Origin of the sequence: Kitasatospora sp. NPDC092286 (assembly GCF_044755565.1) — a bacterium.
Taxonomy (GTDB): domain Bacteria; phylum Actinomycetota; class Actinomycetes; order Streptomycetales; family Streptomycetaceae; genus Kitasatospora.
The window spans coordinates 162,013-179,033 of the sequence record NZ_JBIVRD010000016.1; the positions used below are offsets into that span (position 1 = coordinate 162,013).

7 protein-coding genes are annotated in these 17,021 nt (G+C 72.5%); 5 read left to right on the forward strand and 2 right to left on the reverse strand.

The features are described from left to right. The first annotated feature begins 166 nt into the window (after positions 1–166). Positions 167–1,273, forward strand: a complete 1,107-nt coding sequence (locus tag ACIQIB_RS18855) for an endonuclease/exonuclease/phosphatase family protein (protein ID WP_400759100.1) — start codon at positions 167–169, stop codon at positions 1,271–1,273. On the opposite strand, the gene ACIQIB_RS18860 is transcribed toward ACIQIB_RS18855, so the two are convergent. Beyond that, a complete protein-coding gene (locus ACIQIB_RS18860; RefSeq protein ID WP_400759102.1) occupies positions 1,270–3,051 on the reverse strand; it encodes an NAD+ synthase in 1,782 nt (593 codons plus the stop codon). The two genes, ACIQIB_RS18855 and ACIQIB_RS18860, sit on opposite strands and share 4 nt — an antisense overlap. A gap of 156 nt (positions 3,052–3,207) precedes the next feature. On the opposite strand from ACIQIB_RS18860, the gene ACIQIB_RS18865 reads away from it, so the two are divergent. Both ACIQIB_RS18865 and ACIQIB_RS18870 read left to right on the forward strand, forming a co-directional pair. Next, on the forward strand, positions 3,208–4,569 hold the full coding sequence (locus ACIQIB_RS18865) for a glutamine synthetase family protein (RefSeq protein WP_363609971.1): 1,362 nt from the start codon (positions 3,208–3,210) through the stop codon (positions 4,567–4,569). 123 nt (positions 4,570–4,692) lie between these two features. Further along, the gene (locus ACIQIB_RS18870; protein WP_363609969.1) at positions 4,693–7,716 is read left to right on the forward strand and encodes a bifunctional [glutamine synthetase] adenylyltransferase/[glutamine synthetase]-adenylyl-L-tyrosine phosphorylase; all 3,024 of its coding nucleotides are present in this window, start codon (positions 4,693–4,695) and stop codon (positions 7,714–7,716) included. A 104-nt stretch (positions 7,717–7,820) separates the two neighbouring features. On the opposite strand, the gene ACIQIB_RS18875 is transcribed toward ACIQIB_RS18870, so the two are convergent. Next, the gene (locus tag ACIQIB_RS18875) at positions 7,821–8,786 is read right to left on the reverse strand and encodes a phosphatase PAP2 family protein (RefSeq protein WP_363609967.1); all 966 of its coding nucleotides are present in this window, start codon (positions 8,784–8,786) and stop codon (positions 7,821–7,823) included. A 320-nt stretch (positions 8,787–9,106) separates the two neighbouring features. On the opposite strand from ACIQIB_RS18875, the gene pulA reads away from it, so the two are divergent. Both pulA and ACIQIB_RS18885 read left to right on the forward strand, forming a co-directional pair. After that, entirely contained in the window at positions 9,107–14,677 is a 5,571-nt protein-coding gene (gene pulA, locus ACIQIB_RS18880; protein WP_400759104.1) for a pullulanase-type alpha-1,6-glucosidase, read from the forward strand. A 544-nt stretch (positions 14,678–15,221) separates the two neighbouring features. Beyond that, positions 15,222–17,021 (forward strand): M4 family metallopeptidase (locus ACIQIB_RS18885; protein ID WP_400759107.1); only part of this gene is annotated, 1,800 nt, incomplete at its 3' end.

A 17,021-nucleotide genomic window follows, 5' to 3' on the forward strand; every position in this document is an offset into this window, starting at 1 on the left:
ACTCACCAAACGGACCGCGCCGGAACCCGTCCGGCGGGCCCCGCGTCTGTCCCGACATAGGCTGAGCCGGGAATCCGATCAAACCGGCACCAGTCCGGCAGTCGTCCGCACCTCGCGCGGATCCGGCGTCGGACCGGCAGACGGCACGAACGACGGGAGCCACGGAATGGCGCAGGCGGACAGGGCGGACCGGCCTACGGCACCGGTGGCGGAGAACGGCGGGAGCGGCCCGGCCATCGCCGGGGGCCCCGGCATCAACGGGGTTGGCATCAACGGGGTCGGTGGCACCGGTGGCGGCACCGGCGGCTTCCTCGGGCTCCGGCACTGGGGCCGGGACGGCCGGGGGAGCACCACCTGGCGGCGCGGCCTGGTCATCGCCCTCCTCGCCGGGCTCGCCGCCGCCCTGCTGGCCTTCCACTCCGAGGTGCCCAACAGCGTCGGCAACCTCGGCAGTCTGCTGGAGACCTTCCTGCCCTGGCTGGGCCTGGCCGTCCCGGTGCTGCTGGTGCCCGCCCTGCTGCGGCGCTCCGCCACCGCCCTGCTCGCGCTGCTGCTGCCCGCGCTGATCTGGTTCAACCTGTTCGGCGGGCTGCTCAGCGACCGGAGCGGCGGCACCGGCGACTGGACGGTGGTCAGCCACAACGTGGCCGCCGCCAACACCGACCCGCAGGGCACCGTGAAGCTGCTCAACGACTCGGGCGCCCAGATCGTCGCCCTCCAGGAGCTCGCCGGAAAGCCGCTGCGCACCTACGAGAGCGGGCTGGCCGGCACCTACCCGTACCACGTGGTGGAGGGCACGGTCGGCCTCTGGTCGAAGTACCCGATCGGCGACGTGTCCGTGGTGGACATCAGGATGGGCTGGACCAGGGCCTTCCGCGCCCAGGTCACCACCCCGCAGGGCCCGGTCGCGGTGTACGTCGCGCACCTGCCGTCGGTCCGGCTCAAGGCCGAGGGCGGCTTCACCGTCGACCAGCGGGACGTCAGCGCGCAGGCGCTCGGCGACGCGATCCAGGCCGAGCCGCTGAAGAAGGTGCTGCTGCTCGGCGACCTCAACGGCACCATGAACGACCGCAGCCTGGCGCCGGTCACCTCGCAGATGCGCTCGGCCCAGGGCGCCGCCGGGGACGGCTTCGGCTTCAGCTGGCCGGCCGGCTTCCCGATGGCCAGGATCGACCAGATCATGAGCAAGGGCGGCCTGCGGCCCACCGACTCCCGCACCCTGGGCCGGGACGGCAGCGACCACCTCGCGGTGGCCGCCACCTACCGGTACTAGCCGCGCCGCCAGCGGTTGGTGATCGGCAGCCGGCGGTCCCGGCCGAAGCCCTTGACGGAGATCTTCGGGCCCGGCGGGTACTGCCGGCGCTTGTACTCGGCGGTGTCGACCAGCCGTACCACCCGGTCCACCACCGCCGGGTCGAAGCCGGCCGCCACGATCGCGTCGCGGCCCTGGTCGCCCTCGACGTACAGGTCGAGCACGGTGTCCAGCAGGTCGTAGTCGGGCAGCGAGTCGCTGTCCACCTGGTCCGGCCGCAGTTCGGCGGACGGCGGCTTGCTGATGGTGTTCTCCGGGATCGGCGGCACCTCGCCGCGCCGCTCGGCCTCCTCGTTGCGCCAGCGGGCGAGCCGGAAGATCAGCGACTTGTAGACGTCCTTGATCGGCCCGTACGCGCCCACCGAGTCGCCGTACAGCGTGGAGTAGCCGACCGCCAGCTCGCTCTTGTTGCCGGGCGCGAGCACGATGTGCCCCTCCTGGTTGGAGATCGCCATCAGCAGGGTGCCGCGCAGCCGGGACTGCAGGTTCTCCTCGGCCAGCCCGGTCAGCTCGGTGGCCGCCAGGTAGGCGTCGAACATCGGGGCGATCGACACGGTCCGGAAGTGCAGCCCGGTCCGGCGGGCCAGCTCGGCGGCGTCGTCCCTGGAGTGCTGCGAGGAGTAGCGGCTCGGCATCGAGACGCAGTACACGTTCCCGGCGCCGATCGCGTCCACCGCGATGGCGGCCACCAGGGCCGAGTCGATGCCGCCGGAGAGGCCGATCAGCACCGACCGGAAGCCGTTCTTGGTGACGTACGCCCGGGTGCCGGCGACCAGCGCGGCCCAGATCTCCGCCTCGTCCGAGACCCGGGGCGCCACCTCGGCGGTCAGCGTCCCCCACCCTTCGGCCGGGGGGACCTTGATGGCCGGGGCCGGCCGGGGCTCGCCGGCCAGCTCGGTGCGGACCAGGTGCAGCCCGTCGCCGAGCAGCAGGCCGTCGGTCTGGTCGCTGCCGGAGGCCGGCAGGTCGAGGTCGAGGACCAGCAGGTGCTCCTCGAACTGGGGGGAGCGGGCCAGCACCTCGCCGTCCGCGCCGACCACGATCGAGTCGCCGTCGAAGACCAGCTCGTCCTGGCCGCCGACCATGTTGACGTACGCCAGCGGGCAGCCCGCCTCGGCGGCCCGGCGCCGGACCAGCTCCAGCCGGACGTCGTCCTTGTTCCGCTCGTACGGCGAGCCGTTGATCACCAGCAGCAGGCCGGCCCCGGCCTCGCGGGCGGCGGTGACCCGGCCGCCGTCCTGCCAGATGTCCTCGCAGATCGCCAGCGCCACGTCCACCCCGTGCAGCCGCAGCACCGGCAGCTGGTCGCCGGGGACGAACCAGCGGTACTCGTCGAACACGCCGTAGTTGGGCAGGTGGTGCTTGGCGAACCGGGTGGCCACCTCGCCCCGGTACAGCACCGCCGCGCAGTTCTGCGGCGACCCGGCGGGCCGGCCGAACCGCGGCGAGGCGTGCTCGGAGCGTCCGAGGTACCCGACCACCACCGGCACCTCGCCCAGGCCCTCGTCGGCCAGCCGCGCGGCCAGCCCGACCAGCGCCGAGCGGGACGCCTCGACGAACGAACGGCGCAGGGCGAGGTCCTCGACCGGGTACCCGGTCAGGGCCATCTCGGGGAAGGCGACCAGCTGGGCACCGGCGTCGGCGGCCTGCCTGGTCCAGCGCACCACCTCATCGCTGTTGCGGGCGATGTCACCGACCCACGGGTCGATCTGGCTCAGGGCGAGACGGAGATTGGGCATGGCCCCGAGTGTAATCGTCGATCTGACGCAATGTCTCCGCCGGGGGGGGGGTCACCACTGCCCTCCCGCGCGGTGATCGGACATGATGGGGGAAGCCGCTCCCGGGTGGCTTCCGGGCGTAACGCGAACGTAAAGAGCAGAGGTGAGACTGTCCCCATGGGCAAGCAGCAGGAGTTCGTGCTTCGTACGCTCGAGGAGCGTGACATCCGGTTCGTCCGGCTGTGGTTCACCGATGTACTGGGGTTCCTGAAGTCGGTCGCGGTGGCGCCGGCGGAGCTGGAGCAGGCCTTCGAGGAGGGCATCGGCTTCGACGGCTCGGCGATCGAGGGCTTCGCCCGGGTCTACGAGTCCGACATGATCGCCAAGCCGGACCCGACCACGTTCCAGATCCTGCCGTGGCGCTCGGAGACACCGGGGACCGCCCGGATGTTCTGCGACATCCTGATGCCGGACGGCTCGCCGTCCTTCGCCGACCCCCGGTTCGTGCTGAAGCGGACCCTGGAGAAGGCGTCCGCCCTCGGGTTCACCTTCTACACCCACCCCGAGATCGAGTTCTTCCTGCTGAAGAACCTGCCCGGCGACGGCACCGCGCCGATCCCCGCCGACCAGTCCGGCTACTTCGACCACACCCCGCGCGGGGTGGGCCACGACTTCCGCCGCCAGGCGATCACCATGCTGGAGTCGATGGGCATCTCGGTGGAGTTCTCCCACCACGAGGGCGCACCCGGCCAGCAGGAGATCGACCTGCGCTACGCCGACGCGCTCTCCACCGCGGACAACATCATGACCTTCCGCCTGGTCATGAAGGAGGTCGCACTGGAACAGGGCGTGCACGCCAGCTTCATGCCGAAGCCGTTCTCCGACCACCCGGGCTCCGGCATGCACACCCACCTCTCCCTCTTCGAGGGCGACCGCAACGCCTTCCACGAGTCCGGCGCCGAGTACCAGCTCTCCAAGGTCGGCCGGTCCTTCATCGCCGGCCTGCTGAAGTACGCCGCCGAGACGGCCGCCGTCACCAACCAGTGGGTGAACTCCTACAAGCGCATCTGGGGCGGCTCGCAGCGCACCGCCGGCGCCGGCGGCGAGGCCCCGTCGTACATCTGCTGGGGCCACAACAACCGCTCGGCCCTGATCCGGGTGCCGATGTACAAGCCCGGCAAGCAGGGCTCCACCCGGATCGAGGTCCGCTCGCTGGACACCGGCTGCAACCCCTACCTGGCCTACGCCGTCACCCTCGCCGCAGGCCTCAAGGGCATCGAGGAGGGCCTCGAACTCCCGCCCGGCGCCGACGACGACGTCTGGGCGCTCACCGACGCCGAGCGCCGCGCCCTGGGCATCCAGCCGATGCCGCAGAACCTCGGCGAGGCCATCGACCTGATGCAGCGCAGCGAACTCGTCGCCGAGACCCTCGGCGAGCACGTCTTCGACTTCTTCCTCCGCAACAAGCGCCAGGAGTGGGAGGAGTACCGCTCCGAGGTCACCCCGTTCGAGCTGCGGAAGAACCTCCAGGTGCTCTGAGCCCGGGACGGGCGGGCCGGGCCGGCCGGAGCCCGGACCGGCCGGCCCGGTGCCGTCGGCGGCACGGCGGGGCCGGGCCGCGTAACCTGCTGAAGCAGGTCGGAGCCGGGAGCCGGAGGGGCGATGACGGTGGAGGAGCAGCGGGCCGGGAGCCGGATCAGCCGGCCGGAGATCAGACTGGTCCGGCGCGGGTTCACCGATCCCGCGCAGGCCGTACGGCTGCTCGCCGGGCCGGGGCTGGAGGAGCTCGCCGACGACCCGCTGCTGCTGGACGCGCTCGGCGCCACCGCCGACCCGGACCTCGCGCTGCTCGGGCTGGCCCGGCTGCTGGAGGCCGCCGACGCCACCGACCGGCACACCCTGCGGGACACCCTCGCCACCTCCAAGCCGCTGCGCGACCGCCTGCTCGGCGTGCTCGGCGCGTCCACCGCGCTCGCCGACCACCTGGCCCGGCACCCGCACGACTGGCACGCCCTGGTCACCTTCGAGCTGCGCGACATGCACCCCGGTCCGGAGGACTTCCTGCGCGCGCTCCACCAGGGCGTCCGGGAGAACGAGGGCGGCAGCCCGGCGGACGCGCTGCGGATCGCCTACCGCCGCTGCCTGCTGGCCATCGCCGCCCGCGACCTCACCGGCACCACCGACCTCACCCAGACCGCCGCCGAACTCGCCGACCTGGCCGGCGCCACCCTGCAGACCGCCCTCGACATCGCCGCCGAGCAGGACCCGGACGCCGCCCGCGCCTGCCGGCTCGCCGTCATCGGCATGGGCAAGTGCGGCGGCCGGGAGCTCAACTACGTCTCCGACGTCGACGTCATCTTCGTCGCCGAAGCGCGCGAGGGCGTCGACGAGCAGGAGGCGGTGAAGGCCGCCACCCGGCTCGCCGCCGCCCTCACCCGGCTCTGCGCCGACACCACCGGCGAGGGCACCATCTGGCCGGTGGACGCCAACCTGCGCCCCGAGGGCCGCAACGGCCCGCTGGTCCGCACCCTGGCCAGCCACCTCGCGTACTACCAGCGCTGGGCCAAGACCTGGGAGTTCCAGGCCCTGCTCAAGGCGCGCCCGGTCGCCGGGGACGCCGAACTCGGCCTCGCCTACCTGACGGAGCTGGCCCCGCTGGTCTGGCAGGCCGCCGCCCGGGAGAACTTCGTCGCCGACGTGCAGCAGATGCGCCGCCGGGTGGTCGACTCCATCCCCGCCACCGAGCTGGACCGCCAGCTCAAGCTCGGCCCGGGCGGCCTGCGGGACGTCGAGTTCTCCGTCCAGCTGCTCCAGCTGGTCCACGGCCGCACCGACCCGGCGCTGCGCAGCGGCAACACCCTGGAGGCGCTGGCCGCGCTCTCCCGGGGCGGCTACGTCGGCCGGGCCGACGCCGCCTCGCTGGACGCCGCCTACCGCTTCCTGCGCTCGCTGGAACACCGCATCCAGCTGCACCGGCTGCGCCGCACCCATCTGATGCCCAAGGGCGAGGAGGACCTGCGCCGCCTCGCCCGCTCCCTCGCCCCGCTGATCAACGGCGACACCCGGACCGACCCGGTCGCCGCCCTGCAGCGCGAGTGGAAGCGGCACGCCGTCGAGGTCCGCCGGCTGCACGAGAAGCTGTTCTACCGCCCGCTGCTGGACGCCGTCGCCGAGCTCCCGCCCGGCGCCGCCGGCCTCACCCCGGACGCGGCCCGCGCCCGGCTGGAGGCGCTCGGCTACGCCGACCCGGCCGCCGCGCTGCGCCACCTCGCCGCGCTCGCCTCCGGCGTCAGCCGCAAGGCGGCCATCCAGCGGACCCTGCTGCCGGTCCTGCTCGGCTGGTTCGCCGACTCCGCCGACCCGGACGCCGGGCTGCTCAACTTCCGTCAGGTCTCCGACGCGCTCGGCCGCACCCCCTGGTACCTGCGGCTGCTGCGGGACGAGAGCGCCGCCGCCGAGCAGCTGGCCCGGGTCCTCTCGGCCGGCCGCCTCGCGCCCGACCTGCTGTTGCGCGCCCCCGAGGCGGTCGCCATGCTCGGCGACCGGCAGGGCCTGGTGCCGCGCGGGAGGCCCGCTCTCGAACAGGAGATACTGGCCGCCGTCGGCCGGGCCGGCACCACCGCCGGGGCGGTCGCCGCCGCCCGCTCGGTCCGGCGCCGCGAGCTGTTCCGCACCGCCGCCGCCGATGTCCTCGGCCGGTTCGGCGACGACCCCGGCGCGGCCCTGGACACCGTCGGCGAGGCGCTCACCGCACTCAACGCGGCCACCCTGCAGGGCGCTCTGCGCGCCTGCGTGGCCGGCTGGGAGGCCCAGCACGGCGCCCTGCCGACCCGGATCTCGGTGATCGCGATGGGCCGGTTCGGCGGGCACGAGATGGGCTACGGCTCCGACGCGGACGTGCTCTTCGTCCACGAGCCGCTGCTCGGCTCCCTGGAGCACGACGCGGCCCGGGCCGCCCAGAGCATCTGCCACGAGCTGCGCACACTGCTCGGGGCACCGTCCACCGAGCCGCCGCTGCTGGTCGACGCCGACCTGCGCCCGGAGGGCCGCAACGGCCCGCTGGTGCGCACCCTCGCCTCGTACGCGGCGTACTACCGGCGCTGGTCGCACGCCTGGGAGAGCCAGGCGCTGCTGCGGGCCGAGCCGGCGGCCGGGGACGAGGCGCTGGGGGAGCGGTTCCGGCAGCTGATCGACCCGCTGCGCTACCCGGGCACCGGGGTGTCCGAGCGGGACCTGGTGGAGATCCGCCGGATCAAGGCGAGGATCGAGACCGAGCGGCTGCCGCGCGGCGCCGACCCGACCACCCACACCAAGATCGGCCGGGGCGGTCTGGCGGACGTGGAGTGGACGGTCCAGCTGCTCCAGCTCCAGCACGGGCACCGGGTGCCGGCGCTGCGCACCACCCGGACCAGGGCGGCGCTGGCCGCGGCCGCCGGGGCGGGGCTGGTCGGGGCCGAGGACGCGGCGGTGCTGGACGCCGCCTGGGTGCTGGCCTCCCGGGTGCGCGGCGCGGTGATGCTGGTGCGCGGCCGGCCCGGCGACAGCTTCCCCGGGGACGCCCGCGAGCTGGCCGGGGTGGCCCGCTACCTCGGGTACGGGGCCGGGCACAGCGGCGAGCTGGTGGACGACTACCGGCGCACCACCCGGCGGGCCCGGGCGGTGGTGGAGCGGCTGTTCTACGGCTGAGGCGGCGCGGGCCGGGACGGGCCTCGCGAGGAGGCCGCCGGGACGGCGAAGGGCCCGCGGAGACGGATCTCCGCGGGCCCTTCGTACCGGGGCCAGGACCGGGGTCAGGACCGCCGGGCGCTCATGGCGGGCTCGCTCCACTGCTCCGGGACGGTGACCGGTGCCTCCACCGTCTCCCGGGCCGGTGCCCTGGGCAGCCGGTAGGGCCAGACGTGGTAGATCAGCCGGGCCGCGACGAAGCCGATCATGAGGCAGATCTCACCGCCGACGGCGTCCATCCAGAAGTGGTTGGCGGTCGAGACGATCACCACCAGGGTGGCGATCGGGTAGAGCAGGCCGAGGGCCCTGGCCCAGGACGCCCGGGCCAGGAAGAAGATCGTCAGACCGCACCACATCGACCACCCGATATGCATCGAGGGCATCGCCGCGAACTGGTTGGAGACGTGCTTGGCCGGTCCGGAGGCCATCGAGCCCCAGGTGTGGTGGACGGCGACGGTGTCGATGAAACCGCCGTCGGTCATCAGCCGGGGCGGCGCCAGCGGGAAGAAGAAGAAGCCGACCAGGGCGATGCCGGTGGTGACGAACAGCACCGTGCGGGCCGCGACGTAGCGGCCGGGGTGCCAGCGGTAGAGCCAGACCAGGACGCCGATCGTCACGACGAAGTGCAGCGTCGCGTAGTAGTAGTTCATCCCCACGATCAGCCACCCGACGCTGTCCACCGCGTGGTTGACCGAGCGCTCCACGGCGATGCCGAGGTTCTGCTCGAACTCCCAGATCCAGCCGGCGTGCTTCTGGGCGACCGTGGCCTGCTCGGGGACGGCGTTGCGGACCAGGGAGTAGATCCAGTAGCTGATCCCGATCAGTGCCAGCTCGAACCAGATCCGCGGGCGGGCCGGCGACCGGCGCTGCTCGCGGATGCGGCCGCGCAGCGCGGCCGTACGGGACTGGGGCGGTCGGGTGGCTCCGTCGGGAGTCCGGCCGGATGAGGCCTGGCCCGCTTCGGAACCGCCACCGCGCGCCGCACCGGCGCGCTCGGCGCCGCTCTGCTGGATCTCGGTCGGTTCCCCCATGGACGAGAAGTCTGCCAGACGTCCCGTAGCCGTCTGCTCATCCTCCGGAAGTGGATTCTTCACCAGCTGTCCCCCTTGAGGGCTAGGGGGCGGATCCCACCGGGGCGGGGGGTGCGATCGGGTCTGGTGCGAACCGGTGGGACGGGCATGCGTCCCATTGTCACGCCGACCGGATCGGACCGGGCAGTCGGGGGTCCGGACACGGCGCGAAAGGCCAGGTTTCCCAGCACGAAACGGTTTCTGCATCTTGCTGAAACATATTGCAGGCCGCTAGCGTCCTGGAAACTCGATCACCCCTTTCCCTCGCAAGGGAGCCCTCAGTGGCCGATGTCCCGCCCCGCCGCCGGCGGAGCACCACCCCGCACCGCAGACCCGGCCGGACGGCCGCGCTGCTCGCCGCCTCGCTGACCGCCGCCACCCTCGGCGGCACCCCCGCGGCCCTCGCCGCGGCCCCGCCCGGTCCGCCCTCGGACGCCGCGCTCGCCGCCACCGCCGGGCGGCACGACCTCACCCGGGAGCAGTTCTACTTCGTCCTGCCGGACCGCTTCGCCAACGGGGACCAGGGCAACGACACCGGAGGCATCGTCGGCGGCCGGCTGGAGAACGGCTTCGACCCCGCCGACAAGGGCTTCTACCACGGCGGCGACCTGGCCGGCCTGATCCAGCGGCTCGACTACATCCAGGACCTCGGGACCACCGCGATCTGGATGGCCCCGATCTTCAAGAACAAGCCGGTCCAGGGCGCCGGCGACCCCGGGGGAGCGTCGGCCGGCTACCACGGTTACTGGATCACCGACTTCACCCAGGTCGACCCGCACTTCGGCACCAACGACCAGCTCAAGGAGCTGATAGCCAAGGCGCACGCGCGGGGCATCAAGGTCTTCTTCGACGTCATCACCAACCACACCGCCGACGTCGTCGACTACCAGCAGAAGCAGTACGGCTACCGCTCCACCGGCGCCTACCCGGTGCTGGACACCGAGGGCAACCCGGTCGACGAGACCTCCGTCGCGGACCGGGGCGCCCCCTGGCCGAAGCTGACCAAGGACTCCTTCCCCTACTCCCCGGTCTTCCGCAACCCGGCCGACGCCACCGCCAAGACCCCGTCCTGGCTCAACGACCCCTCGCTCTACCACAACCGGGGCGACTCCACCTTCGTCGGCGAGTCCGCCACCGAGGGCGACTTCTCCGGCCTGGACGACCTCGACACCCAGAACCCCAAGGTGGTCAAGGGTTTCGAGAAGGTCTACCAGCAGTGGGTCGAGGACGCCGGCGTGGACGGCTTCCGGATCGACACCGTCAAGCACGTCAACATGGCCTTCTGGCAGCAGTGGGCGCCCGCGCTCAAGGACTTCGCCGCCAAGCAGGGCAACAAGAAGTTCTTCATGTTCGGCGAGGTCTACTCCGGCGACCCGGCGGTCACCTCGCCGTACGTCACCAAGGGGAAGCTCCAGGCCACGCTGGACTTCCCGTTCCAGAACGCCGCCCGCTCCTACGTCTCCCAGGGCGGCTCGGCGAAGAACCTCGCCGACGTCTACGGCCAGGACTACCGCTACACCACCGCCGACACCGACGCCTACGAGCTGCCGACCTTCCTCGGCAACCACGACATGGGCCGCTTCGGCTCCTTCCTGCAGAGCGACAACCCGGGCGCCGGCGAGGCCGCCCTGCTGAAGAAGGACCGGCTCGCCAACGAGCTGATGTTCCTCACCCGCGGCCAGCCCGTCGTCTACTACGGCGACGAACAGGGCTTCACCGGCGCGGGCGGCGACAAGGACGCCCGGCAGGACCTGTTCGCCTCCAGAACCCCCTCCTACAACAGCGACCGGGTGCTTGGCGGCACCGCGGGCTCCGCCGACCGCTACGGCCGGGGCGGCGAGCTGTACCAGGGCATCGCCGGCCTGGCCAAGCTGCGCCGCGACCACCCGGCGCTCGCCGACGGCGCCCAGATCGAGCGGTACGCCGCCGACGGCGCGGGCGTGTACGCCTTCTCCCGGATCGACGCGGGGCAGCAGGTCGAGTACCTGGTCGCGGTCAACAACGCCACCGAGGCGAAGACCGTCACCCTGGACACCTTCTCGGCCGGCCAGGGCTTCGACCGGATCTACCCGGCGGCGGGGGAGCGGCTGACCAGCGGCGCGGACCGCAAGGTCACCGTCACCGTCCCGGCGCTCTCCTCGGTCGTCCTCAAGGCGGCCGGGAGGATCGCCCCGGTCGCGGCGGCCCCGCGGCTCACCCTGGCACCTCCGGCCGACGGTTCCAGCGGCACCGTCACCATCGGGGCGGCGGCCGACGGCGGCGGCTTCGACCGGGTCACCTTCGCCGCGCAGGTCGGCACCGCGCCCTGGCAGGTGCTCGGCACCGCCGACAGCGGTTCGTCCGGCTCCGCCGGCGGCGGACTCTTCCGGGTCACCCAGGACCTGGGCGCCGTGCCGCCCGGCACCGTCGTCCGCTACAAGGCCGTCGTGCAGGACTCCAGCGGCCATCTGCGCTCCGCCACCGGCGCTTTCACCACCGGCGCCCCCGCGCCCACGCCGGTGCCCAGCGCCACCGCCCGCCCGTACGCCGTCGTGCACTACCAGCGCAAGAACGGCGACTACGACGGCTGGAACCTCTACGCCTGGGGTGACCTCGCCGAGGGCGAGGCCACCCAGTGGCCCGCCGGGCACGGGTTCACCGGCCGTGACGCGTACGGCGCCTTCGCGTACGTGAAGCTGCGCAGCGGTGCCTCGGACGTCGGCTTCGTCGTCGAGAAGGACGGCGTCAAGGACGTGGACGCCGACCGCCACCTCGATGTCGGCGCCACCGGCGAGATCTGGCTCAAGGAGGGCGACCCGACCGTCCGCACCGCCAACCCCGGCCCGGTCGACACCCAGCCCGCCGACACCGCCGTCATCCACTACAACCGGGCCGACGGCGACTACGACGGCTGGGGCCTGCACGACTGGACCGGCGCCGCCAAGCCCACCGACTGGGGCAACCCGCTGCTGCCGGTGCGCCGCGACGCCTTCGGCGCCGTCTTCGAGGTGCCGCTCGCCCCCGGCGCTACCAGCCTCAGCTACATCCTGCACCGGGGCAACGACAAGGACCTGCCGAACGACCAGTCGCTGGACCTCGCCGTCAACGGCCGCGAGGTCTGGATCCTCGGCGGCCGGGAGGGCTACCTGCTGCCGCAGAGCGCCGCCGCCTCCGCGCAACTGGACCTCGGCTCCGCCAGGGCCCAGTGGATCGACGCCAGGACGGTGGTGGTGCCCGCCGGCTACGGCGCCAACGACGCCGCGCTGCCCGCCGGCTACGGCGCCAACGACGCCGCGCTGGCCGGCGGCACCAGCGCCCAGCTGGTGTACGACCCCGAGGGCGGCATCCGCGCGGAGCGGGGCGCGCTGACCAGGCCCGGCCGGTGGATCCGGCTGGAGCCCGCCGCGGGCGGTCTCACCGACGCGCAGAAGGCCAAGTACCCGCATCTGGCGGGCTACCGGGCCTTCACCGTGGACGCCCGCGACGCCGCCCGGGTCCCTGTCGCGCTCCGCGGCCAGCTGCTCTTCACCGAGCACCTGCCCAGCGGCGCGGTCCTGGCGGCCACCGGGGTGCAGATCCCCGGCGTCCTGGACGACCTGTACGCCCGCCGCACCGGCCGGGTCGACTTCGGCCCGGCGTACTACCACGGCAAGGTGGCGCTCTCGGTCTGGGCGCCGACCGCGCAGGAGGTCTCCGTCCAGCTCTTCGACAGCGCGGCCGGCGGTACCCCGAAGACGGTGCCGCTGAAGCTCGACGAGGAGACCGGGGTCTGGGAACTCGTCCGCGACAAGGCCGAACTGGACGGCAAGTACTACCTGTACCAGGTGAAGGTCTGGGCGCCGTCCGTCCAGCGGCTGGTGACCAACACCGTCACCGACCCGTACTCGGTGGCGCTCGCCGCCGACTCGAAGCGGAGTCTGGTCGCCGACCTCGCCGCCAGGGAGCTCAAGCCGCAGGGCTGGGAGAACCACGCCGTCCCGAAGGCCGTCCCGCCCGCGCGGCAGCAGATCCAGGAACTGCACGTCCGGGACTTCTCGGTGGAGGACACCACCGTGCCGGCCGCCGAGCGCGGCACCTACCTGGCCTTCACCGAGTCCGAGTCGGCGGGCATGCGGCACCTGCGCGAGCTCGCCAAGGCCGGGGTGACCACCGTCCACCTGCTGCCGACCTTCGACATCGCCACCATCCGGGAGAACCGGGCCGAGCAGAAGCTGCCCGCCTGCGACCTCGCGTCCCTCGCGGCGGACAGCGAGAAGCAGCAGGAGTGCGTGGCGGCCGTCGCCGCCGACGACGCCTACAACTGGGGCTACGACCCGCTGCACTACAACGTGCCGGAGGGCTCGTACGCGACCGACCCCGGGGGCACCGCCCGGACCGTGCAGTTCCGGCAGATGGTGCAGGCGATCCACGCGGCCGGACTGCGCGTGGTGCTGGACGTGGTCTACAACCACACCGCCGCGAGCGGGCAGGCCGAGCACTCGGTGCTGGACCGGGTGGTCCCCGGCTACTACCAGCGGCTCGACGCCAACGGCAAGGTCACCACGGACAGTTGCTGCGCCGACACCGCGCCCGAGCACACCATGATGAACCGGCTGGTGGTGGACTCCGTCACCACCTGGGCCCGCGAGTACAAGGTGGACGGCTTCCGCTTCGACCTGATGGGCCTGGACCCGAAGTCCACCATGCTGGACGTGCAGGCCGCGCTGCGCGGGATGACGCCGGACTCGGACGGCGTCGACGGGAAGAACGTCTTCCTCTACGGCGAGGGCTGGAACTTCGGCGCGGTCGCGAACAACGCCCGCTTCGAGCAGGCCACCCAGCTGAACATGGCCGGCACCGGCATCGCCACCTTCGACGACCGGATCCGGGACGCGGCGCGCGGCGGCAACTTCCAGCTCTCCTCCGCCCCGCAGCAGGGCTTCGCCTCGGGCCTGTACACCGACCCGAACGGCTCGCCCGACAACGGGACCGCGGAGCAGCAGAAGGCCCGGCTGCTGCACCAGATGGACCAGCTGAAGGTGGCGCTCACCGGCAACCTGGCCGGCTACTCCTTCACCGACAGCTCCGGACGGGCCGTCACCGGCGCGGGCGTCGACTACAACGGCGCCCCGACCGGCTACGCGGCCAGGCCCGGCGAGTCGGTGGAGTACGTGGACGCGCACGACAACGCCGACCTGTTCGACGCGCTGGCGTACAAGCTCCCGGTGGGCACCGCGCCCGCCGACCGGGCCCGGATGCAGGCGCTCGCGCTGTCGCTGACCGCCCTGACCCAGGGCCCGGGCTTCGCCCAGGCCGGCAGCGACCTGCTGCGCTCCAAGTCGCTGGACGCCAACTCCTACGACTCGGGGGACTGGTTCAACGCCATCCACTGGGACCCGGCCCAGGGCAACGGCTGGGGCCGGGGCGTGCCGATGGCGGCCGACAACCAGGAGATGTGGCCGACCGCCAAGTCCCTGCTGGCCGACCCGAGGCTGACGGTGGGGGCCGCCGACATCCGGGCGGCCACCGCGCAGTACCAGCAGTTCCTGCGGATCAAGCAGTCCTCGCCGCTGTTCTCGCTGCCCACCCTCGCCGAGGTCCAGCGGCGGCTCTCCTACCCGCTCTCCGGCACGCCCGGCGAGACCCCCGGGGTGATCACCCTGCACCTGGACGGCACCGGGCTGAAGGGCGCGGAGAAGGGTGTCACCGTGGTGTTCAACGCCACGCCCACCGCGCAGGGCCAGACGGTGGCCGCCCTGAGGGGGACGGCCCAGGCCCTGCACCCGGTTCAGGCGGGCGGCGGTGACCAGGTGGTCGGCCGGTCCGGCTTCGACCCGGCGACCGGCACCTTCACCGTGCCGGGCCGCACCGTGGCGGTGTTCGTCCAGAGCTGACGGACGGCCGGCACCGGGCCCCGCGCCGCCACCTCGGCGGTGCGGGGCCCGGTGCGTTTCCGGACGGCCGGTGGCCGAAAGCGGCCACTGGCACGGCCGGAAAGGCGAGGTGCCGCGCGACCCGGGCACCGCTGTCCAGTATCCGGACCCGGATCGGGCCCGGAGTGCTGGTCAGTGCCCGCCGGAAGTGATCGAACTCTCTCGGTGGTAATGAAACCCATCGTCGTAAGTTCCCGTACCCGTAACACAGTTGGCGGTTCGGTGGATGAACGGGCGGAGTTGCTAATCGGCCAATCCCTGGCATGCATCTGTCATTAACGGCTCGTTTGCTGCCACGATTCCTCCGGCTGCAGACGTGGGGGCCCCACCCCCCGGTGCAGCTGTCCCAGGTCAGGTACAGCGCATCCCCCTCTGTAACTCACCTTCGCTCCGTCGCCGCACCCGCGCCGCACACCGGCGGCGGGGGCCCCCACTGTGCCGCAACCCCGCGGCCAGGTTCTCTCCACCGGGCGCGCACCCCGCGCCGGTCGGAAAAGGAGTCCGCATGTCCCGCTACACCCAGGCCCGGAAGGCAGCGGTTGTCATGGCCGCAACCACCGCGCTGCTGGTGACCGGCATCCCGGTCATCGCGCAGGCGGCCACCCCCGACGTGCCGGCCGCCGGCCCGCAGTCGGTGGCGAACCGGGCGCAGCTGGTCGCCACCGCGACCCAGCAGTCCGCCACCCTCGCCCAGACCCTGGGCCTGGGCAGCGAGGAGAAGCTGGTCACCAAGGACGTCGTCCAGGACGCGGACGGCACCCGTCACCTGCGCTACGAGCGCACCCTGAACGGCCTTCCGGTACTCGGCGGCGATCTGGTGGTGCACCAGAGCGCGAGCGGCGCGACCAAGGGCGTGGACCGGGCGAGCACCGCCGCGCTGACCGGCGTGAGCACCTCGCCGAAGCTGGCCGCGCCCACGGCGCAGTCCGCCGCGCTGGCCGCCGAGTCGGGCTCCGCACTGGACACCGCGCCCCGTCTGGTCGTGTGGGCCGCCGGTGAAAGCCCGCGACTGGCCTGGGAGACCGTGGTCTCCTCCACCGGGTCCGACGGTACCCCGAGCAAGCTGCACGTGGTCACCGACGCCACCACCGGCCAGGTCATCCAGAAGTTCGAGGGCATCCAGACCGGCACCGGCAAGGGCGTCTTCGTCGGCAACGTCAACATCGGTACCACACAGTCGGGTTCGACCTACCAGCTGAAGGACGCCACCCGCGGTGGGATGTACACCACCAACCTGAACCACGGGACGTCCGGCACCGGCACCCTCTACAGCAAGTCCACCGACAGCTGGGGCGACGGCACCGCCGCCAACGGCGAGTCGGCCGCGGTCGACGCCCACTACGGTGTCGCGGCCACCTGGGACTACTACAAGAACACCTTCGGCCGCAACGGCATCCGCAACGACGGGGTCGGCGCCTACAGCCGCGTCCACTACGGCAACAACTACGTGAACGCCTTCTGGGACGACTCCTGCTTCTGCATGACCTACGGCGACGGCTCCGGGAACACCCACCCGCTGACCGAACTCGACGTCGCGGGCCACGAGATGAGCCACGGCGTCACCGCGGCCACCGCCAACCTCAACTACTCGGGCGAGTCCGGCGGCCTCAACGAGGCCACCTCGGACATCATGGGCACGATGGTGGAGTTCTCCGCCAACATCCCCACCGACAACCCCGACTACCTGATCGGCGAGCTGATCGACATCAACGGGGACGGCACGCCGCTCCGTTACATGGACAAGCCCTCCAAGGACGGCGCCTCGGCCGACTACTGGTCCTCCACAGTCGGCAACAAGGACGTCCACTACTCCTCGGGCGTCGCCAACCACTTCTTCTACCTGCTCTCCGAGGGCAGCGGCGCCAAGGTCATCAACGGCGTCAGCTACAACTCGCCGACCCAGGGGAACATCACCGTCACCGGCATCGGCCGGGACAAGGCGGCGGCGATCTGGTACCGCGCGCTCACCGTCTACATGACCTCCACCACCAACTACGCTGCGGCGCGCACCGCGACGCTCAGCGCGGCCACCGACCTGTACGGCGCGAGCAGCGCCGAGTACAACGCGGTCGCCACCGCCTGGGCGGGCGTCAACGTCGGCTCCGTGCCCAGCGGCGGCGTCACCGTCACCAACCCGGGCAACCAGTCCACCGCGCTGAACGGCTCGGCCAGCCTGCAGATCACGGCCACCGGTGGCACCGCGCCGCTCAGCTACTCGGCCACCGGGCTGCCGACCGGCCTGTCGATCAACGCCTCGACCGGCAGGATCACCGGCACCGCCACCGCCGCCGGCACCTACAACGTG